Source organism: Coleofasciculus sp. FACHB-542 (assembly GCF_014695825.1).
GTDB lineage: Bacteria > Cyanobacteriota > Cyanobacteriia > Cyanobacteriales > FACHB-T130 > FACHB-T130.
In genome coordinates, this window is sequence record NZ_JACJPB010000049.1 from 135,215 (window position 1) to 154,737 (window position 19,523).

The window sequence follows — 19,523 nt, forward strand, 5'->3', positions numbered from 1 at the left end:
TATCGAGTCTACCTCCACGGCTACTGCTCAGGCTACTGCTCTGACGTTCCCGGCTCAATCCGTGCCCCAAGCTGAAGAATCCGTCCGAGATCGTCAGCGTTTCGCCAAGTTTCAAGTATCTTGCAGTCAGCAATCCAATGAATGAACGTAGCCGTGAATGTCTGAGGCTGACCGCGACCGGGTATACCAAGGAAACTGTCTTGGACACAGGTGTTGATCGCACGCACGGCAACTTTGTCACCCTCAGCAATTACGTCTTCAATCGTCCATTTCTGCTCGATAGGCCCCATTGTCCGAAAGAGTTCGCGAACTCCGTCCGGTCCAGGGATAAGCTCTGGCGGACCACCATGCATCCTCCAAGTCGGGGCAGTCATCTCGCATATCTCCTCAATCTTGTGTTCGTTGATGAGTTCAAACCAGCGCCGAGCAATTATTTTGTTGTCCTCGATAGAAGACATCGCTGCCCCTCCTAAGAGTGAGATTAGAAATCTGAATGCCACGCACCCATGCAAACCCTAACGGCTAGCTTCCGCGATCGCTTATGAATTTTGCAACACAACCAATCAAGTAATCCTCCGTTCTGGTACAAGCATTTTACTTCAGCCACCCTAGAGAATCCGTTGCGCTCGAACTGCTTGAATGCTTCGCGATTGAAGGAGGGTTCGTCATTTCTGGTCAAACCTTTGGTGTTGTCAACTTAAACAGTCTGGGTTGAGATTAGTAGATTCATGCTTGCAGCCGAGCGATCGCACTATGAATACTGGTGATTTCTTGGGCAATTCGATCCAGTTCTGTGGAAATGGGAGTGCGTTCTCGAATGGCTTGCAGTGTCGGTGTTGCTGTGGCAGTGCGACGATAAACACGATCGAGGTAGTCAGGCTGATGGATGACACCGCTTGCCCAAATAGATTGACAAAGCCTGCAATAAACATCACCAGAAACATCGTTAGAGCCGATAGCCAAAGGGTGCCATCATCTAGATTGGCAAGGAACAGCATCGCTGTAATGCTGATCGCTGCCGCAATCTTAGCTGTTGCCTGCTGGCGATACGCTCCCTCGACGTTCATCAGCCCCACCAACCAGGCTCCCATGATTGCGATCGCGCTAGCAGCCGGATGACCCATCAGCACTCCAACCCCAATTGGAACCAAAACCAATACAAGGGTCTGCAAACTGGCAGCAATATCGGGCTTACCCGGTTTGAGTTGAAACTGTGGCAACAGCCAGTTCAGCGATCGTTGAGATTTAGAAGACATTTGCTCACCCCACTAGCTGCTCAAGGGTGTCAATGCAGAAATTTGCTGTTTGTGACAGGCAACGCTAATGCCTTGCCAATCATCCTGAGTATCAAGATATTCAGTGAGGCTGCGCCCAATAATCCCTGTTCCACCGAATACTGCCAGCTTCTGCATCGCTTCTACTGCTTGTTTTTGCGATTGTTACCATAAACAGTATTAGATGAAGTTCATTGTGCCTCTATCCTTGTGTAGAAGTGAGAGGATTTTCCATTTGTATTGGAACTGTGATAGGGCTATGATCGCAGACTAGCTCTTTGCGATGTAGTTGCAGACTGTTCTAGAATAAAAATGTTCATTTGTCTGCCAATGATTATACAAGAACACAGTAATTACCAAAGATATCAGAATTAGGATAGACCTTCATAGGTTGCATTGTGTGCCGAAGATATATGCCAAAAATATAAAAGAGTCGTCAGAGTGCCCATAACTCTATGTCAATTGAAATAGTTCAAATTACCTCAGCTCAATTAGATCAGATACTTCTAGCTGAAGAAAGTCATTTTCTCGACCTAAAGTCAATAGATGTACAGCCAGGAAAATTATGTAAATCTATTTCTGGATTTGCCAATGCTGATGGTGGAGACCTATACATCGGAATTGATGAGAATACTGTAGGAGACAAAAAAATAAGATCTTGGCGAGGTTTTGCTGATCAGGAATCCGCAAATGGGCATTTACAAGTTTTTGAACAGCTTTTTCCTCTTGGTGACGGTTATTCATATACGTTTCTCAGTTCCGAAGGCTTTCCTGGTCGGGTTCTGCAAGTAACCATTCTTAAATCACGAGGAGTAGTGGAGGCTTCCGACAGTATTCCATATTTAAGACGTGGGGCACAAACTCTGCCTATCAAAACTGAAAAAGCTCTAGAAAGATTAAGACTTGACAAAGGTATCGAGTCATTTGAGAGAAGAACTATTGAAGTAGAGCCTGAGGTAGTTACAACCTCAGAGGTAATGACCCAATTTATTAATGCTGTCGTTCCAACTACCGAGGCTGAATTGTGGCTAAAAAAGCAACAACTAATTCAAAAGAATAAGCCAACAGTTGCAGGTATTTTATTATTTTCTGATGAACCTCAAGCCATTTTTCCAAAGCATTGTGGCGTTAAAATTTATCGATATAAAACAAAAGATATAGAAGGAACAAGAGAAACTCTTGCTTTTGATCCAATAACTATTGAAGGTTGTCTATATGAGCAAATCCGGCAAGCAGTAGCTAAAACAATACAATTCGTTGAAGAAATTCCGAAAGTAGGAGAGAAAGGATTAGAATCAATCAGTTATCCAGAAGAGGCAATTCATGAAATTGTGACAAATGCCTTGCTACATAGAGATTACAGTATCGCCTCTGATACCCATATCCGTATATTCGACAATAGAATCGAAATTGAAAATCCAGGAAAATTGCCTGGTCACATTACAGTAAAAAATATTCTCAAAGAACAGTACGCACGGAACGGAGCTATTGTTCGTATTATCAACAAATTTCCCAATCCACCTAATAAAGATGTTGGAGAAGGGTTGAATACTGCTTTCCAGGCAATGGCTAGGTTGAGACTGCAACCCCCTGAGATATATCCGACCGAAACCTCTGTAGCTGTACACATTAAACATGAGCCTCTAGCTTCAATAGAAGCAACAATAATGTTGTATCTAGATAAACATCAAGAGATTACTAACAAAATTGCTCGAAAAGAGACTGGAGTTCGTTCAGAAGGAACTATTAAGCAGGCATTTTATAGATTAAAAGAGCGGGGAATTATTGAGGCTGTTCCTGGAAGAGCAAAAAGTAACGCAGCGTGGCGTAAAGTTGGAATTAGCAACAAAATTTTAGAAGATAATATTTCAATATATGAAATGTATCCAGAGTATGAGCAATTAGTTATGAACTACCTGGCAAATCATGAAGAAATAACTAATCGCATTGCTAGAGAAGTAACTGGAATCGAATCAGGTGCAGTAATAAAAAACATTTTTTATAGACTGCGTAATAAAGGGCTTATAGAAATCGTGCCAGGTAAACCTCGTACTAGTGCCACATGGCGCAAAGTTTGAAACAAGGATATATAGTGATACTTTCTAGAGTGGTTGTCACTCACTGATAATCTGCGGTTTGCCCCCATAAGTAACCTAGCATCAACAAACCGTAACAGCACATTGGTATCTACCAGGTAGATCACAACTAGGGATGCTCCTCGTAGATTCCAGCACGACTGATAGCATAGTCGGATAGTACTGGTATGCTTAACCCGATAGAAATCTCGAATTCGTCAGCCACCTGATTATGCGATCGCCTCGAACTCATGATCTTCTTGGGAAGTAACATCACTTTCTACCTGTTGTGAAATCAAACGTTCTTTATTCCAAGTAAAAAATTCGACAAAATCCAGTAACTCTAAGATTTTAACTTCAGGTAGATGATGAAGCTTGCGTACAATTTCTTCAATCAATGCTTCCATAGTTCGTCCTAACTGTCCTCAACTTCTCGTAAATATTGATGGTCTAGCAAATCACGTTGGCAACTCTCTCCAATTATGTCTGATGAAAGATGTTGAGCTAGCGATCAATCAACTGCAATCGTTAGTAAACTTGTTGGGATGATTGTCCAGTCTAGTACAGCACTAATCAATGCTCAACGCATTGGAAAAAAATAGGAATCATCAATGCCTAATTCAATTAACCAACAAATCTTACTCAAAAGCCGTCCAGTTGGGGAACCAAAAGAGAGTGATTTTGCCCTAGTCGAAACCCCAATCCCAGAACCAGGGGAAGGCGAAGTTCTCAACCGCACAATCTACCTGTCCCTCGACCCCTATATGCGTGGTCGGATGAGCGATCGCGAATCGTATGCTTCTCCAGCAGAATTGAGTTCCGTGATGGTCGGTGGCACAGTTAGCCAAGTGGTGAAATCGAACCATCCCCAATTCTCAGCCGGAGATTTTGTGCTGGGTTATGACGGCTGGCAAGCCTATGGCGTATCGAAAGGCGAAACGTTGCGTAAGCTTGACCCCCATCAAGCCCCCATCTCCTATGCGTTGGGCATAACGGGGATGCCCGGAATGACGGCATATTTCGCGCTGCTGGATATCGGGCAACCCCAAGCGGGCGAAACGGTTGTCGTTTCTGCTGCCTCTGGCGCAGTCGGTTCTGTAGTCGGTCAAATTGCTAAACTCAAAGGCTGTCGGGTAGTCGGGGTGGCTGGGAGTGAGGCAAAATGCGATTACGTCGTGAAAGAATTAGGGTTTGATGCCTGCATCAACCGCAAAACTCAAGACCTAAGTTCAGCATTAAAAGATACTTGTCCTAATGGAATTGATGTTTACTTTGACAATACGGCGGGGCCAATTTTAGAAGCCGTGTTCCAGCAGATTAATCTTGGGGCAAGAATCCCACTGGTTGGTTTAATCTCGCAGTACAACGCAGAAAATCCTCCGCCTGGTCCTAATTTGATGCCACTGTTGGTTAAACGCGCTTTAATTAAAGGTTTTCTGGTCGGTGATTACCAACAGCGTCAGGCAGAGTTCGTAAATGATGTTTCTCAGTGGTTGCAAGAAGGCAAGCTCAAGTATAAAGAAGACCTTGTAGAGGGACTGGAAAACTCGCCCCACGCCTTCATCGGTTTACTGCAAGGGAAAAACTTTGGCAAGCTGATTGTTAAGGTCAGTGACGATCCGACAGGATGAGCGTGGATTACGAATGAGTGACAAGCAATCCCCAGCAGTTTAGATCCCCGGCTTTTCTAAAAAGTCGGGGATTTCGCCTTGACTGGACTAGCTTTTGACAACTACATTGCCAAGAGCTATGAATCTCACGATTGGGGTGACTAGACCCAAGCTAGCAATCTCTGGCGAATCTTCTTTGAAAATGAAAAGAAACGTCCCGCAAAAGCGATCGCAGGAGCGCTGAGTGGAGCAAGGCAAGATATCCAAACCAGAAAGAGGCAGTAATGAATCTAACAATCCGAAAAGAAGTTACTTCTGATGGGGCGGACATCAAAGCATTGACAACTGCCGCATTTCTCAATGCCCCCCATACTAGCCACACTGAGCAGTTGATTGTTGATGCCTTGCGTAACTCAGGGAACTTGACAGTTTCTCTCGTTGCCGAGGTGAATGGACAAATCGTTGGTCATGTTGCTGTGTCCCCGGTTTCCATTTCCGATGGGAGTCAGGATTGGTATGGACTCGGTCCGATCTCTGTCGCTCCGGAACATCAAGGCATTGGAATCGGGTCACAGCTTATGAAGCAGGCGTTGGCTACTCTACGCGAGCTTGGTGCAGGTGGATGTGTATTGCTTGGCGAACCAAAATACTACAACCGTTTTGGTTTCAAGAGCCAGCCAAATCTTGTTCTACCCGATGTCCCACCCGAATACTTCCAAGCGATTTCGTTCGGCGCACGGATACCCAGTGGAGTTGTCTCATTCCATGAGTCATTTAGCGTACAGAGCTAACAGTGCTATTACAAGATCCAGCTCTCGTGTGCCTCTAGCAAGATGTTGTGAACTTTTCCTTGCGTTTGAATTTGCTCATAGCTATATGCACTTAAGCAATAGCTGGCAGATAAGGAGAACACATGTCAGAAAGTACGCCAAACTCAGAAATGCTATACCGAACTCTCGGCAGTACAGGAGAGAGCGTTTCTGCGATCGGACTCGGTGGCTGGCACATCGGATTGAAGAACGTTGATGAGCAACTGGGTATCCGGATTGTTCGCGCTGCGATCGATCGTGGCATCACTTTTATGGATAACAGTTGGGATTACAACGGTGGAGTCAGCGAGATTCGCATGGGGAAAGCGTTGCGCGATGGCTACCGAGACAAAGTATTCCTGATGACGAAAATTGACGGTCGCTCCAAGAAAGAAGCTGCAAGACAGCTAGACGAATCACTGGAACGCCTGCAAGTTGATTGCATCGATCTCGTCCAGCACCACGAAATCCTCCGGTTCGAGGACCCGCATCGAGTTTTCGACCCAGAAGGGGCAAATGCGGCTTTGATTGAGGCGAGGGAAGCTGGCAAAGTCCGATACATTGGCTTCACCGGGCACAAAGACCCCCAGATTCATCTGCATATGCTGGAAGTTGCAGCCAGCTATGGGTTTAAGTTTGATGCGGCTCAGTTGCCGCTGAATGTGATGGATGCCCACTACCGAAGCTTTGCGAAGTTGGTTGTGCCAGAACTGGTTAAACAGGACATCGGCATTCTGGGGATGAAAAGCATGGCAAACGGGATTCTGTTACGGTCAAATACGGTAACGCCAATTGAGTGTCTGCACTATGCATTGAATCTGCCGACATCGGTTGTGATTACGGGAATTGACAGCATGGAGATTCTGGATCAGGCGTTTGAGGCGGTGCGGACATTTCAGCCAATGAATGACGAGCAGGTGCGATCGCTGTTAGCAAAAACGGCAGAAGCCGCATCGCGCGGCGAGTTTGAGCCATTCAAAACTTCATCAATTTTCGACAGCACCGCCCAGAATCTAGATTGGCTGGGAGAGGAGCCACAGCGCATTCAGCAACTGATGCCAACGTGATCGAAGACGCGATCGCAAGTTTATTGCTATTTCTCAAGATCGCAACCCTACATCTTTTTCAGTAATGCAGACAATTTTGTGCCTAGCCACTCCTGTTCAACGAGCCGTAATCTGGAGCCAATCATATAGTCTTGATAACGGGTACGGATGATACACAACCGCTCGTGTTGATAGCGCAATAGCACCACATACCTCTCATCGAACAGTTCGATACGAAGAACATCGGACAGGGGTAGGTGTACCCAACGTCGGCGAAATGGGGTAAACAGTTGTAATCGCAACGCTTGAGGATCGATGACAATCTCTACAACCGTCCATTGCAAATGATAGCTTTTAGATCGACAGCTTTCATCAAAGCGGCTATTTTAAACACCTTCCTATAAGAATCACAATTTGCTTGATGGCAAGTCTTGCTTCTCGCTCAAATCAATAGCAAATGTTAACTCTAATTGTGCTTTATCATACTTTTTGGCTAATTACCCGGTAATATCTCCTATTAAATTAGTCATAGAGCCAGTCCTAACCGGAGATAGAAAACCCTTAATAAACTAAAGAATATCCTAGTAGAATAGCCTGATTTATAAGGTGCAGTTTATGACAATAGAAAATCCTCAAGACAATCGGCAAGATGAGGTTAAATATGACCCTCAAGATAATCCTGGAAGCGAAACAACTGTACCAACCACAGAAGAGGGGGACACTCCGCTTGATGAGAGATATCGTATGACGAGTCAACAAGCCGATTCTGAAACCAGTCCCGGTGCGGAACCTGAAGCTCCAGGAGCTTCTCCTAAGGTGGTAGGCGCTCCGAATCAAGGAACTGATTCTCGTTAAAAAGATTAAAGATTGCTGAAAATTAGGCAAGTCTTTGATGAAAATGAACTGCTCGGCTCGGTTCTATCCCGCTGCTCCAAGGATTCTGGGTTGAGAGCTAGATTTAGCGATCGCAAAACCAAACACGTATGCGATCTCAGCTAACTTTGTAGGTTGGGTTGAGGGAAGAAACCCAACTCAAGGTTTGTCTGTTGAGTTTCGCCGCTCTATACAACGAACTGAAGTGCTAGTTGCTCTCTCTGAAATGCTGCTTCTGGCTTGTGTATTTCGCCCTAGTTGTGGCTGATGGCGATCGCGAGTGAAGCTAGTGGAAGGGGAGAGGTTGATAACCACAGTAATTGTTCTAAGAGATTCACCGAGAAATTAGAAAAGAGTAATGCATCCATGCCGAATCAAGCAAGTGAGCCAAATCAAGAAGTTGGCGCATCTCAACAGGCTCAAGTTTTTGCATTCTCCGATGCAGGTGGAAGTGCTGTTTTAGATGCAAACATTGCAGCAGGAGTCAGCACAAACCCAGAGGGAGAAGCGATCGCTCATCCCATTGCTTCTAATTTCTCATCCACAACCAGGACCACAGGCGATGCCAAAACTGCTGGAGCTTCAACGATTGCAGGCTCTTATGCGGCAGATGGCGAGCAGTCGGAAAAAGGTCGGGTTAATCTTCACAACAATCCCGACGTACCCAGTAGCGATGCTCAAGGAACGCTACCCGATACTGACCCAATTCAACTTCCGATCGATCCTGAAGTCAACCATCCGGAATAAAAGTTCGGGCTTTTCTTCCAAATTTTATCAGTAAATAAGGATGCTTTTTCTTGTGCCGATATTAACAGTTGAACGTTACAAATCGAATCTTTAGATATAGGTAGAATGCAATCCTAACGGTAGACAATACCAGCAAATCTACTCGATAGCATGAAATCAAAACAACGTCATTGAGAACGATTCACTATGAAAAACTCAACCATCAATACTGCTAAAACCCCTACGGTCGCTCCAGCATATAACGGTTCCGATCGCAATGCCTGGATTTTTGGCTGGAACCCACAGCAAGAGCTATGGAACGGTCGCCTAGCAATGCTGGGTTTTGTTGCCTATCTTCTTTGGGATATGGCTGGTTATAGCGTTCTTCGGGATGTACTCCACCTGGTTCGCTAGAAGTTGAATGGTCAGTTAGAAGCTGTCTGTATTTCTCCAACAGCAGCAAAACACTTGTTTAGCCCACACCCAAAATTTTAAAAAACCAAAATACTGCCATGCAAACATCAACATCGCAAACATCAACATCTTCAGTTTCTTCAATTCGTTACGCTGCTCTAATCCTAGGTCTCCTTTTCTTGTCACTTGGCTTAGCTGGATTTATGCCTGGTTTTGTCACTCCTTCTGAGAACTTTACCTCCGAACCAGGTTTCGGCTATATATTCGGAGTATTCCCCACCAACTATTTTCATAATGCAATTGGCGTTTTAGTGGGTGTTTGGGGAATTGCGGCATTTACTAGCTTAAGCGGAGCAATTGTGTTCAATCGCATCTTCGCTATCCTTTATGCAGCAGGTGCTATTTTAGGATTGCTGCCCTTTGCAAATACGCTGTTTGGGCTTACACCACTTTTTGGAAATAATATCTGGCTCAATGCTCTAACTGCTGCGATCGCTTTCTACTTCGGATTTGTGAAGTCAGCAGAAATCGCTATGCCAAGTTCATCGAATGCTCAACCTAGCGCGTAACCAGAATACCTTCTCGAAGTAGAGACAGTGTTCTAATGCTTACGGCTGGAAATTATTTCATCTGCCCTCCTTGGCTCTGATTCTGTAATGCAAAAGTAGTCCTTGTGGGACTACTTTTTTTGCGCTCGTTTCAGTATCAATGCAAGAGATAGCTTTACGTCCTTGAATCACTCAACTGATGATCGCGCAACGTGTAACTTTAAGAAAGCCCCCGATAACAACGAGGGTTCTGAGTATAAAGTTGCACAGGACGTTTATTAATCTCTGCGTGAGGAGAAAAAGCTATCATGAGTCGTTCCCCACTCTTCGACAACTTAGCACGTGCTATCCGCATTGCTCGCTATTGCCAAGAGCAAAATATCTCCACCAACGAGGGAATTGAGCGAATTGCATCTCTAGAGGCATTGATGGCGGTACGGCGCACGAATCGGCGCGAATTTCTTACTGATATGGGCAAGCTGAGTGCGATCGGCGCGACAATAGGAGTAGGCTCAGGATTGCTTCACCGTACCCTCGCAGCTCCTGTACCAGCAGATGTAAAAGTTGGAATTGTGGGGGCTGGTTTAGCCGGACTTGCTTGCGGGTACGAACTGAAGAAAAACGGGATTAACGCTACCGTATTTGAAGCAAGCAATAGAAGTGGCGGTCGCTGTTATTCTCTGGGAGGTGATTTTGCTGGGAATGTTAATTTTCCCGGTCAGGTTGTGGAAAGAGGCGGCGAGTTTATTGACAACTTGCACAAGACAATGCTGGGATACGTGCGGGAGTTTAACCTCAAGACAGAAGATTTATCAAAACAACCAGGAGAAGTTTTTTACTATTTCAACGGTCAGCGCTATTCAGAGTCAGTGGTTGTAGATGAATTCCGCGATTTTGTTGCCGCTATGCGTACCGACTTGCGATCGCTTTCTGCACAGCCAACCGCCGACAATTATACTGATGCTGACAAAAAGCTCGACTTGCTCAGTCTGCGAGACTATCTAGATAGCCGTAATGCCGGAAACCTAATCAAAGGTGTTATCAAAGCTGCTTATATTGCCGAGTACGGTTTAGAGATTGACCAGCAAAGCAGCCTCAGTTTTCTCTTTTTCATTCACGCCGACAAGCGATCGAAGTTTACACCCTTTGGTGTCTTCAGCGACGAGCGCTATCACGTTATTGGCGGCAACCAGCAAATTGTTGAAGGTCTGCGTAACCGACTGCAAGGACAAATTAACTATAACAAGCAGTTAGTAGGAGTTCGTTTTGATAGTGCAGGCAAAGTAGAATTAACATTTAATGATGCCTCATCTGCCAAATATGATGCAGTTGTCTTTGCGATTCCCTTCTCAACTTTGCGCCAAGTTGATTTAAAAGGCCTTCAACTGCCTGCCGAGAAACTATTTGCGATTAATAATTTGCGCTATGGAACCAACGCTAAGATGATGGTTGGCTTTAATAGTCGCCCTTGGGTTGCTCTTGGCAGTGACGGCTCATCCTATTCAGATTTATCAAATCATCAAAACACTTGGGAAACAAACCCACAAAATGCAACTAATAATAGAGCAGTGCTGACCGACTACTCTGGTGGAAATCGAGGCAAAAACATTAATCCTAATCAAGTTCAGCAGGAAGCAGGGGCTTTTCTCAACGACCTTAACCGCGTTTTTCCTGGCACTTTAAAGGCAGCCACACGCAACGGCAATAATTTTTTAGTGCATCTAGAACACTGGCCTTCTAACCCCCTATTCCAGGGCAGTTACACCTGCAATCACCCAGGTTATTTCACAACAATTGCAGGTAATGAAGGTAAACCGTTTAAAAATATTTACTTTGCTGGCGAACACGCTAATTCTTTTTACGAGTGGCAAGGTTTTATGGAAGGTGCTGCTTTATCAGGTATCGATGCTGCCAAGAGAATACTTAAGACTAGAGTTTGATGTTGCACAGGTCCAGTCCCATGCCCATTGAAAGGGTACACCTACTCGTTGGGCAGCTTGTTCATCTTTCGGGCGATCGCTTACATACAGCGAATTTTGCTGCGATCATACCTCCTGCTGTGCTTGAATTTCATCGAGCAACATCTCGTCAGAGTAGGATTTTTCCCATTCACCCTGAAGTTTGAGCCGCACCGACTTCGCGCCACCACTGGGCGTACAAACGACCCAGTAGGTATCCTCCTGCCCTTTAACCTGCGCCGCATCCCGGTTTTCTGCGTTGTTGTCAAGCCCAGAATAGGCTTGAATGCACGTCCAGGTAATGCCGTCGCTATCTGTAATCTCTCGTTCCATGAGTATCCTCTCTTGTTACTGTGCTTCTGTCAGGTTGGGAGCGATCGCTTGTTGATGTTGCTCGATCCAATCCCATACCCATTGAAAGGGTACACCTAATCGTTGGGCAGCTTGTTCGTCTTCGGGGCGATCGCCTACATACAGCGAATTTTGTGGGGTATGTTTGTGTCTCACCATTGCTAGCTGCAACATACCCGATTGCGGTTTCCGGTACTGTCCAGACCACTTGGTTTGGCTGTGGTTATGAACATTGTGATGAGTGACGCGGAAACATCTTTTACCCTCAAAGTCGGGGCAAAAGTAAATTTCTCTCAACTCAGGGAATAACTCAAGCGTGTATTGCTGTTCCTGGATGCACCGTTGCATAGACTTATGACCTGCGGCAACTCCACCTTGGTTGGTGATACCAACAATAATCCAATCATCTTTGTAGGCGCGAATGGCAATATCAGCACCTTCAATAATGCGTTGATCTTTGGGATGTTGGAAGTATTGGTGTCCGCTGAGTGGTTCGCGGAGCGTGCCATCCATGTCTATTAGTAATAAGCCCATCGTTCCTTGATGAAATTCCCTGTGTTATCAGACATCTTAAGCTGCGATTCATTTTTTATCCTCTAGCTAATGGTATGCACTGAGTAAGAGCGATCGCCATATCAACCTATCTTCCAAATAAGTGAAATATTAAATTAATGTGTTATTCAAAATACAAAGGCGAGGGAAACTATTTTTTATAAAATGTGATAATTCTCACGTTTGGTTCTCTATAACTTATCTATAAATCATTGGATAAATCATCCTAAAGATAAAGTTAGAAATCAATAATTTGCTATAGCGTTAACTTGAGTTAACGGAAGATGTGCGGCGCGAACTGCAATTCGTACTGGTTGATTCCGCTGAGGATGTATTGACAGCAACCCGATCGCCCGTAAAGCGAACAGAACTGATGTTGATTAGCTAAATCTTTTGAGCAAGGGAACGATTTAGTGAAAGCAATAGCCGGATTGGTTGCGAAGCCTACACCATACCTGTACTCAGGTTGGTGCAGGAGATGTCGCCAAGAACTCACGGACGAACAGTTACTCCACTAGGCTGGAAACTCATCCAACCGCAAAGTGGGGTGCGATCGCTGTACTGGGAGCTGTAGGGTTAGCGGTACTGGCGGTGTCAGTGTCTAACACCAGTAAGCTCATCTAGCCTAGACAGGTTGCCAGACAACGGCTTTCATCAACTTTCATCAATATTGAGCTGCGAGAGCAGCTAGAGAGAAGCGATCGCTTCTTCCTCTAACAACAACTCTCAACCGTTCTTAGTGCCTAGCAACCTAGCGTACTCGCCCTGGATGATTTGATAACACTCACACGAAACCGCTTCCAATTCTTCCCGATTCAGGATGGTAACTTTGCCACGAGTGTAGCGAATCAGTTCTGCCTGTTGAAGAGCGTTAGCCACCTCCGTGACACCCGCACGTCGTACACCCAGCATCTGGCTCATAAATTCATGAGTCATGGGCAACTCCTTTGACTCTACACGGTCACAGACGAGCAGCAGCCAACGAGCCAGTCTCCCCTCCAGATAATGGAGGCGATTGCAGGCAGCATTTTGGGAAACGAAGGCGTGCAGCGCCTGCATGTAGCGCAGTAACAGACTTTGCAGTGAACCACCCCGCTGAAACTCGGTTTTCAGCACGCTTGCCTTCATCCTCATGGCAGAGTCTGGTACCTGCACCATTGCGATTGTAGTGGCGATGTTATCTCCCAAAGCGGCGGGGAGACCGACCACTCCGTCATTTCCCACTAAGGCAACTTCGACCATCGAGCCATCTGCCATCGTGGTGAGGGAAGAAACGATTGCCCGATCGGGGAAATAGACGTATTTAATTGGTTCACCAACCTCGTAAAGGACTTGTTTAAAAGAGAGCGGGACGTGCTCTAGATTGGGAACAAGGCCTTGGTACTCAGCATCTGGCAGAGCAGCTAGCAGTTGATTGACTGGCTTGGGTGAGGCTTCGGACATCGGGTATTAGGAATGTTCTAGGGTTAAGTCGTTACAAAAAACAACTAACGGCATTAGGAGAAGAACTTAAACCTTAGTCCGAATGTCACAAGGTGTTTGATGGCTAGCAATGAAAACTCGGCTTCTGATATGCTAGCGAATTAAAATTTTGTGCCGCCTCTCCCGCTTGCGGGAGAGGCGGCACAAACCTAATAGTAATACAGGGGGGATATGGAGGGTTGCGATCGCATGCAATGTTCAGACTCGCGCCTTCAGCCAATCAACAATCGTGGGAGGAAGGTCTCGCTGCACCTTACTGCTCACATACATCCCGATGTGCCCGACTGGGAAGGAGCGCACGGTATAGTCTTCGCTCCCGATATACTTCTCAAGAGCCAAGGAAGAAGCCGAGGGAACTAGATGATCTTGCTCGGCATAAATGTTCAAAACTGGGATGCAAATCTTCTCCAGATTTACTCGCTTCTTGCCAATCTCGATCTCGCCTTTGATGAGTTTGTTTCCCTGGTAGAAATCCTTCATAAACTGTCGATAAGCTTCCCCAGCTTGGTCAGGACTATCAAAAATCCACTTTTCCATGCGGAGAAAGTTGAGCAACTTGTCCTCATCGATAGTATCCAGAAAGTCAATATACTTCTGAACTCCTAACTGAAATGGCTTTAGCATCAAGAACTCTAAATTCATGAAGTCGCCAGGGATATTACCCAGAGTATCTACCATTAAATCCACATCCAGAGCTTGTGACCCCAGAGTGCTTCCACCCCAAACATTGAGCAGTCCCTCATTGGTGTGAAAATCCACTGGAGTGACCATAGTAATTAGGTTTTTTACCTTCTCTGGGTAAATGGAACTGTAGCAGAGACTGAAAGCGCCTCCCTGACAAATTCCTAACAGGTTGATTTGCTCTAGATTGTAGCGATCGCGTACTACGTCCACACAGTTATTGATATAACCATTGATGTAGTCGTCAAGGGTCAAAAAGCGATCGCCTCGACTCGGATATCCCCAGTCAATCAGATAAACATCCAAACCAAGGTTGAGCAAGTTAGCAACAAGCGATCGCCCTTCCTGTAAATCGACGATGTAGGGACGGTTAACGAGAGCGTAAACAATCAGGATGGGGATGTTCAGTGAAGGCTCCACCTTGGGAGTGAAGCGGTACAGCACCACCTTATCTTCGCGGTAAACCTCTTCCTTGGGTGTCACCCCAATCTGAATGTCCTCCTCGCGCAGGTGACTTAAGTTATGGGCACCCTTAAACAGTTTTTCGGTTAGCTCGGTAAACTCGTGCATTGCATCCTCAAGACACTTCGCGGCGTTGGGATTCTGCTAAAGCTTTTTTCAGGCTTTTAATTTCCTTCCGCAGTTCGTAGATGCTGTGGTGCATCTCATCGACTTCGCTGCGAGTTGGCAAGTCATTCATCTTCAGAAACACTTCCATCAGCTGTTGCTGGTGGAGCCTGTAGGTCATGGCTGCATTCAAGAACTTACCCTGGATCTGAAGGGCATTTTCTGAACGGAACGTCTGTGCGAATGCTTGGTCAAATACCTTAGTCCAAACTTGCTGAAACTGCCGCCAGTTCTGAAGCGTTTCGCCTTTTTCCTGGGAAGATGCCAATCGCACCAGATGCTCAAAGGCTCTCATCCAAACATCGATCAGCACTAACTGATAGTCAAAGCTTGCTTTATAGAAATTTGTCCAGGCATCAAAGCTTTTCAGCAGTTTGTTGTTGAACTCACGGGTATATCCCAGGCTTGGGCTTAAAAGAAAGTTGCCAAAGGTCTGTTGATAGTCCCAGTAGAGGTTGGTGGACGGCGACGTTGCATTGTCGCCGCTCATCGCCTGAGTCGCCATCTCTAGTGGTTGCCGCAGTGGTTCTGCCCAAAACTGACCTAAGTTTTGCAGATTCTTTTCGTAGATTTGCCACAAATCGGCGTAATTGTTGAAGACGGATTGCCAAGGATTGGCAAATTCAACCAAAAAATTTGTGTCCTTACTGGAGTTGGTCAATATCTCCAGGAAACGCATAAAGACCGCCTGAGTCAGCAGCGGCTGGGTATCCGTGACCTCTGCGCGAACATTAGCGAGTGTTTCCGGAGTTGCCACAGACCTCATGAGATCGAACCAGCTTTTCCACATTTTCTCCGTCTCAACCCATATATTCACCAGCTTCTCGGATTGCTCTAGCCAGGGAGTATCGTTTCTTTCCATTGCCTTTACTCAACGATTGGTGACATTAATGGGCAATCATCTGAATTCCTTGTACTTTTAGCTCAAGATGGATTCCCCAGATGTATACCAAAAGAGGTTGAAGTAAAACTGCTAGTAAGGCTTTGCCTGGTTTTCTGGCATGATGAACCAACTCAAAAAAGCCCAGAAACCAAGGCGGTATCTCTTGGAAGCTTGGATGCGATCGCATCCAAGAGCGCAGCAAGCACCCCAGCGATTGTCCAGAACCATTCCATTCGATGCTCCTCAAAAACTCAAAGCTCGATCGACGACATAATTTAAGTAGAAACACCATTGACAAATTAACAGTATTTTCAAATCTTATGATTTTACTGAAATTTTGGATTTCACTACTCGTAGAATTACGGAGGCGTTCAGCGGTTTTGTTGAAATAAATCCAATTAATCTTGGAGATCGTATTAAAGAAAAAGGGAATTTATCTCCTGTGAGAGATGCAGAGCAATCAAGTCCTGCAATTGACTCTGAAGAGTGATTGGCTTAGACCTACTCTCCAGAACGCATGCATCCTGACTCTCTCGATGGCAAATCAACAAATACAACGCCCCGGATGGATACAGAGCTATTTCAAGCACTTAAAGCTGGTCAATCCTCTGCTCTGGGCACTCTCTACGACCGCTATGGCGCTCTTGTCTATGGGTTAGCATTAAAAATTTTGCAAAATCCCCAAGAAGCAGAAGACCTCACTCAAGAGATTTTTCTGCATCTGTGGCGTACTGATACTTACGATCCCGCTCGTGGTTCTCTTAGCAGCTTTCTAACCGTTATGACGCGATCGCGTGCGATTGACAAACTTCGCTCTCGTGGCACCACCCACAAATTTCTAGAGCGTTGGCGTCAAACAATGACGACTGAAATCAGCTCTGCAAGTCCTTTTGAGCAAGCTTCGTTAGGAGAGCGATCGCAGCAAGTTCGGGACGCCTTGGCGCAACTTTCAGAAAATCAGCGTCAAATCTTAGAAATGTCCTATTACCAGGGTCTCAGTCAATCGGAAATTGCGGCTCAACTAAATATCCCCTTAGGGACGGTCAAAACTCGCGCTCGTCAGGGACTACTGAAATTGAGGCAAACGTTACAAGATTTTCTAAAATAGTTGCACCATGACCGAACCTTTAAATCCCGAAAACTTAGAAGAATTAATGGCAGGTTATGTCCTCGGCGATCTTAGCGCTGAAGAAGCGGAAGAATTTAGGCAAATTCTCGAAAAAAATCCGCAACTGGCTGAAGAAGTGAGTCGTTTGCAGACATCGCTTGAACTCTTGCCCTACGCCCTTCCTGAAGTCACACCTCCCCCACATCTGCGTTCGACGATTCTGGAAGCTGCCAATCCGACAGTTAACCCCGAACCCGCTCCAAAACAGGTTTCTTTTCCTTGGAGCAAACTTTTTGCTAGTTTGGTAGCACTATTAGCCCTAGCTTTGGCGTTTGACAATTATCGTCTGCGCCAAAATCTAAAGATAGTGCAATCTCGGCTGCGGCAAGAACTTCAAACGGTGCAGGCTCAGAAAGATGCCCTTGAGGTGCTACAACAGCGGAATACCCGCTTATATACGCTCACAGGTACAGAAAAAGCAAATACAGCGTCTGGAAGTATTCTCGTTAATCTGGACGAACAAAAAGCGGTAATCGCCTTTCAAAATCTTCCGGCTGTCCCATCTGGTCAAATTTATCGACTTTGGGCAATTGTTGACGAGAAAAAGATACCTTGTGCAAATTTTGGGGCAAGTCAGGGGGGAACTGTTTTAGAGCAAATTTCCATTCCCGTCGGTGCTTGTGGTGCTACAACCTCAACCTTAGCTGTTACCTTAGAACCCTCTAGCCTACCTCCGCAGCCAGTCGGTCCCGCAGTCATGGTTGAAAGTAGCTTGTAGCAGAGGGGAAGCAACGAGCGCTGGAATATTGGGAGGTATTTTAAAAGTGTTGAGCTTAAAAGTGTTGAGCTTAAAAGTGTTGAGCTTAAAAGTGTTGAGCTTAAAAGTGTTGAGAAAATATTTTTAACCTTTTAACTGCTTTAAAAACCTATGGGGAATACCTTTGAGAAGGGTTTTCAGGTAAAGAAAACATACTTGAGATGCTCGCACTCACTGCTTTGTTTTGACGCCCATCAGTACAGTTGCCAACCAGCTTGAAAGTATCGAACCAAGCCAGAAAAAAGCTAGGGAAATTCCGGCAAACTGAACGCCAATTTCTCCCAGAGGCGGCTCGGCTAATGATAGACCGATAGCTGCCAGCCATGCGATCGCTAAAACGATCGTGTAGGTTGCCATGAACTTTCTGGGCCATCCTGCCGGACAATTTAACATCGCCGTTATCGGTAGCAACAAAAGTCCTAGTGAGAGGGCGACGATGAGGATGTTGGTGTTTTTAGTCACCAACCACAGACCAATTGCCATTAAGATGCTTAGAAATACTGCCCCGACTAAATTTGAGTTTTTAACCTCTTGTTCGGAAAGGGTTAATCGCCCGAAGCGGTCAAACCGGAGTAATAAGGTGAATAAGGGGTCAGCAATCCAGGTAAGCAGGACAAACAGACAGTAGGCAATCACTACGAACCACAGCAAAGGGTTGCTACTTGCAGCGATGCCGCCCACTAGCAGGCGGAAAGCGAAGTACAAGCCGATACTGAAGCCCAACCTAGCTCCGTTACTCAGCCTAGAACTCCACAAGAAGTAGCGCAGCATCAGCCTGTAGAGCGGGTTCTTTGCCTTGAGCGCTTCGACGATTCCCCGTCGCGCCCACTCAAAGGTTGGTTGAAGCCGTAGTGCTTCGCGGAAACACTCTAACGCTTTAGCGGGATATCCTCCCTGCGCCAGGAGTATCCAGCCGCGGTTGGCATAGCTTCCCGCATATTCTGGGTCAAGCGCGATCGCACTCTCAATCACCGCCTGAGCTTCTGGTAAGCGACCGAGTTGCATCAGACACATCGCTCGGTAATTTAGGCACTCCACGTCCTCTGGGTCAACGACAAGCCCTTGGGTTGCCGCTTCTAGTGCTGAGTGCCAAAGCTGTAGATTATAGCGGATGCGCGAGAGCAGGGCGAAGTAGCTGGGGTTATCGGGACTCAGCCGCAAAGCCTCTTTGAGTACCGTTTCCGCTTCTAGAAGCTGGTTGTAATCGCACAGAATATAGGCTAGGACGTAGTGAGCGTACCCCCAATCGGGAGCCAAGCGAATCGCTCGCTGAGCCATCTGGGTGGCTTCCGAGTACATTTGGCGATAATTCAAGCACAGGGCGAGCAGAGTATGCGCGATCGCACTATCTGGCTCCATTGCCAGTTCCTGTCGCAGTTCTTTCTCTGCCATTTCATACCGCGACTGCTCAATCAGCAGCTGTGCCCGCTCCAAATGTATGCCCATCAGAGTTTCAGATATTTCAGGATGTCATCTCAGGATGTCGTCGTACAAACTGCTCTTATTCGCATATAAGTGCTTAAGCAAAATTAATTACATATTCGGTTCCGACTTTTTTTAGCACATTTTTGACATCCTTTACTAAACTTTTCCAGTCCCGATAAGCCTCTATCTCTATCCATTCATATTTCATAAACTTCCATAAGATTTCAATTAAGTTGAGTTCGGGTGAATAAGGGGGGAGCCAAA

At 45.9% G+C, this 19,523-nt stretch carries 25 protein-coding genes; 12 read left to right on the forward strand and 13 right to left on the reverse strand.

All coding sequences use genetic code 11. The features are described from left to right. Positions 1–32 precede the first annotated feature (32 nt). The 3 genes from H6F52_RS19775 to H6F52_RS19785 all read right to left on the reverse strand — a co-directional run bounded on the left by H6F52_RS19775 (position 33) and on the right by H6F52_RS19785 (position 1,412). Positions 33–458, reverse strand: coding sequence for a nuclear transport factor 2 family protein (locus H6F52_RS19775; protein ID WP_190536499.1), 426 nt, complete (start codon positions 456–458; stop codon positions 33–35). Between the two features lie 234 nt (positions 459–692). Beyond that, on the reverse strand, positions 693–1,256 hold the full coding sequence (locus tag H6F52_RS19780; RefSeq protein WP_190536500.1) for a hypothetical protein: 564 nt from the start codon (positions 1,254–1,256) through the stop codon (positions 693–695). Positions 1,257–1,268: 12 nt separating this feature from the next. Next, entirely contained in the window at positions 1,269–1,412 is a 144-nt protein-coding gene (locus tag H6F52_RS19785; protein ID WP_190536501.1) for a hypothetical protein, read from the reverse strand. A gap of 317 nt (positions 1,413–1,729) precedes the next feature. Here H6F52_RS19785 and H6F52_RS19790 point away from each other — a divergent pair, with 317 nt between their 5' ends. Beyond that, a complete protein-coding gene (locus tag H6F52_RS19790) occupies positions 1,730–3,352 on the forward strand; it encodes an ATP-binding protein (protein WP_190536502.1) in 1,623 nt (540 codons plus the stop codon). Between the two features lie 227 nt (positions 3,353–3,579). On the opposite strand, the gene H6F52_RS19795 is transcribed toward H6F52_RS19790, so the two are convergent. After that, a complete protein-coding gene (locus tag H6F52_RS19795; RefSeq protein ID WP_190536503.1) occupies positions 3,580–3,756 on the reverse strand; it encodes a hypothetical protein in 177 nt (58 codons plus the stop codon). A 204-nt stretch (positions 3,757–3,960) separates the two neighbouring features. Here H6F52_RS19795 and H6F52_RS19800 point away from each other — a divergent pair, with 204 nt between their 5' ends. The 3 genes from H6F52_RS19800 to H6F52_RS19810 all read left to right on the forward strand — a co-directional run bounded on the left by H6F52_RS19800 (position 3,961) and on the right by H6F52_RS19810 (position 6,835). Beyond that, complete coding sequence (locus tag H6F52_RS19800; RefSeq protein WP_190536504.1) at positions 3,961–4,980, forward strand: NADP-dependent oxidoreductase; 1,020 nt, start codon at positions 3,961–3,963, stop codon at positions 4,978–4,980. A 263-nt stretch (positions 4,981–5,243) separates the two neighbouring features. Next, positions 5,244–5,750, forward strand: a complete 507-nt coding sequence (locus H6F52_RS19805; protein WP_190536505.1) for an N-acetyltransferase — start codon at positions 5,244–5,246, stop codon at positions 5,748–5,750. 122 nt (positions 5,751–5,872) lie between these two features. Next, the gene (locus tag H6F52_RS19810; protein ID WP_190536506.1) at positions 5,873–6,835 is read left to right on the forward strand and encodes an aldo/keto reductase; all 963 of its coding nucleotides are present in this window, start codon (positions 5,873–5,875) and stop codon (positions 6,833–6,835) included. Positions 6,836–6,882: 47 nt separating this feature from the next. On the opposite strand, the gene H6F52_RS19815 is transcribed toward H6F52_RS19810, so the two are convergent. After that, complete coding sequence (locus H6F52_RS19815) at positions 6,883–7,158, reverse strand: hypothetical protein (RefSeq protein ID WP_190536507.1); 276 nt, start codon at positions 7,156–7,158, stop codon at positions 6,883–6,885. 271 nt (positions 7,159–7,429) lie between these two features. Between H6F52_RS19815 and H6F52_RS19820 the strand changes: the two genes are divergently transcribed. From H6F52_RS19820 to H6F52_RS19840, 5 genes are all read left to right on the forward strand, one after another. After that, the gene (locus tag H6F52_RS19820) at positions 7,430–7,669 is read left to right on the forward strand and encodes a hypothetical protein (RefSeq protein ID WP_190436200.1); all 240 of its coding nucleotides are present in this window, start codon (positions 7,430–7,432) and stop codon (positions 7,667–7,669) included. A 384-nt stretch (positions 7,670–8,053) separates the two neighbouring features. Beyond that, positions 8,054–8,434, forward strand: coding sequence for a hypothetical protein (locus tag H6F52_RS19825; RefSeq protein WP_190536508.1), 381 nt, complete (start codon positions 8,054–8,056; stop codon positions 8,432–8,434). Between the two features lie 186 nt (positions 8,435–8,620). Next, complete coding sequence (locus H6F52_RS19830) at positions 8,621–8,827, forward strand: chlorophyll a/b-binding protein (protein WP_190413854.1); 207 nt, start codon at positions 8,621–8,623, stop codon at positions 8,825–8,827. Between the two features lie 98 nt (positions 8,828–8,925). Then, positions 8,926–9,396 (forward strand): DUF4383 domain-containing protein, encoded by a 471-nt coding sequence (locus tag H6F52_RS19835; RefSeq protein ID WP_190413853.1) that lies wholly within the window; start codon positions 8,926–8,928, stop codon positions 9,394–9,396. A 287-nt stretch (positions 9,397–9,683) separates the two neighbouring features. Then, positions 9,684–11,315 (forward strand): NAD(P)/FAD-dependent oxidoreductase, encoded by a 1,632-nt coding sequence (locus H6F52_RS19840; protein ID WP_190536509.1) that lies wholly within the window; start codon positions 9,684–9,686, stop codon positions 11,313–11,315. 105 nt (positions 11,316–11,420) lie between these two features. Here H6F52_RS19840 and H6F52_RS19845 read toward each other — a convergent pair whose 3' ends face one another. Beyond that, on the reverse strand, positions 11,421–11,666 hold the full coding sequence (locus H6F52_RS19845; RefSeq protein WP_190429206.1) for a hypothetical protein: 246 nt from the start codon (positions 11,664–11,666) through the stop codon (positions 11,421–11,423). A gap of 15 nt (positions 11,667–11,681) precedes the next feature. Then, entirely contained in the window at positions 11,682–12,218 is a 537-nt protein-coding gene (locus H6F52_RS19850) for an HAD-IIIA family hydrolase (RefSeq protein ID WP_190536510.1), read from the reverse strand. A gap of 453 nt (positions 12,219–12,671) precedes the next feature. Here H6F52_RS19850 and H6F52_RS19855 point away from each other — a divergent pair, with 453 nt between their 5' ends. Next, the gene (locus tag H6F52_RS19855; RefSeq protein ID WP_190413849.1) at positions 12,672–12,860 is read left to right on the forward strand and encodes a hypothetical protein; all 189 of its coding nucleotides are present in this window, start codon (positions 12,672–12,674) and stop codon (positions 12,858–12,860) included. A gap of 102 nt (positions 12,861–12,962) precedes the next feature. Here the strand turns inward: H6F52_RS19855 and H6F52_RS19860 are convergent, their stop codons facing one another. From H6F52_RS19860 to H6F52_RS19875, 4 genes are all read right to left on the reverse strand, one after another. After that, positions 12,963–13,679 (reverse strand): Crp/Fnr family transcriptional regulator, encoded by a 717-nt coding sequence (locus tag H6F52_RS19860; RefSeq protein ID WP_190413848.1) that lies wholly within the window; start codon positions 13,677–13,679, stop codon positions 12,963–12,965. A 237-nt stretch (positions 13,680–13,916) separates the two neighbouring features. Next, positions 13,917–14,969: a class III poly(R)-hydroxyalkanoic acid synthase subunit PhaC gene (phaC, locus tag H6F52_RS19865; protein WP_190536511.1), complete on the reverse strand. Its 1,053-nt coding sequence runs from the start codon at positions 14,967–14,969 to the stop codon at positions 13,917–13,919. 7 nt (positions 14,970–14,976) lie between these two features. Continuing rightward, positions 14,977–15,888 carry a class III poly(R)-hydroxyalkanoic acid synthase subunit PhaE gene (phaE, locus tag H6F52_RS19870; protein WP_190536512.1) on the reverse strand — a complete coding sequence of 304 codons (912 nt, stop codon included), beginning with the start codon at positions 15,886–15,888 and terminating at the stop codon, positions 14,977–14,979. A gap of 25 nt (positions 15,889–15,913) precedes the next feature. Continuing rightward, positions 15,914–16,156, reverse strand: coding sequence for a hypothetical protein (locus H6F52_RS19875; RefSeq protein ID WP_190536513.1), 243 nt, complete (start codon positions 16,154–16,156; stop codon positions 15,914–15,916). 270 nt (positions 16,157–16,426) lie between these two features. Here H6F52_RS19875 and H6F52_RS19880 point away from each other — a divergent pair, with 270 nt between their 5' ends. Together H6F52_RS19880 and H6F52_RS19885 are read left to right on the forward strand one after the other, a co-directional pair. Beyond that, complete coding sequence (locus H6F52_RS19880) at positions 16,427–17,017, forward strand: sigma-70 family RNA polymerase sigma factor (RefSeq protein ID WP_190429200.1); 591 nt, start codon at positions 16,427–16,429, stop codon at positions 17,015–17,017. A gap of 7 nt (positions 17,018–17,024) precedes the next feature. Continuing rightward, the gene (locus tag H6F52_RS19885) at positions 17,025–17,795 is read left to right on the forward strand and encodes an anti-sigma factor (protein WP_190536514.1); all 771 of its coding nucleotides are present in this window, start codon (positions 17,025–17,027) and stop codon (positions 17,793–17,795) included. Positions 17,796–18,005: 210 nt separating this feature from the next. Here the strand turns inward: H6F52_RS19885 and H6F52_RS19890 are convergent, their stop codons facing one another. Both H6F52_RS19890 and H6F52_RS19895 read right to left on the reverse strand, forming a co-directional pair. After that, positions 18,006–19,280 carry a tetratricopeptide repeat protein gene (locus tag H6F52_RS19890; RefSeq protein ID WP_190536515.1) on the reverse strand — a complete coding sequence of 425 codons (1,275 nt, stop codon included), beginning with the start codon at positions 19,278–19,280 and terminating at the stop codon, positions 18,006–18,008. Positions 19,281–19,353: 73 nt separating this feature from the next. Then, on the reverse strand, positions 19,354–19,523 hold a 170-nt coding region (locus tag H6F52_RS19895), incomplete at its 5' end, for a transposase (RefSeq protein WP_190531622.1).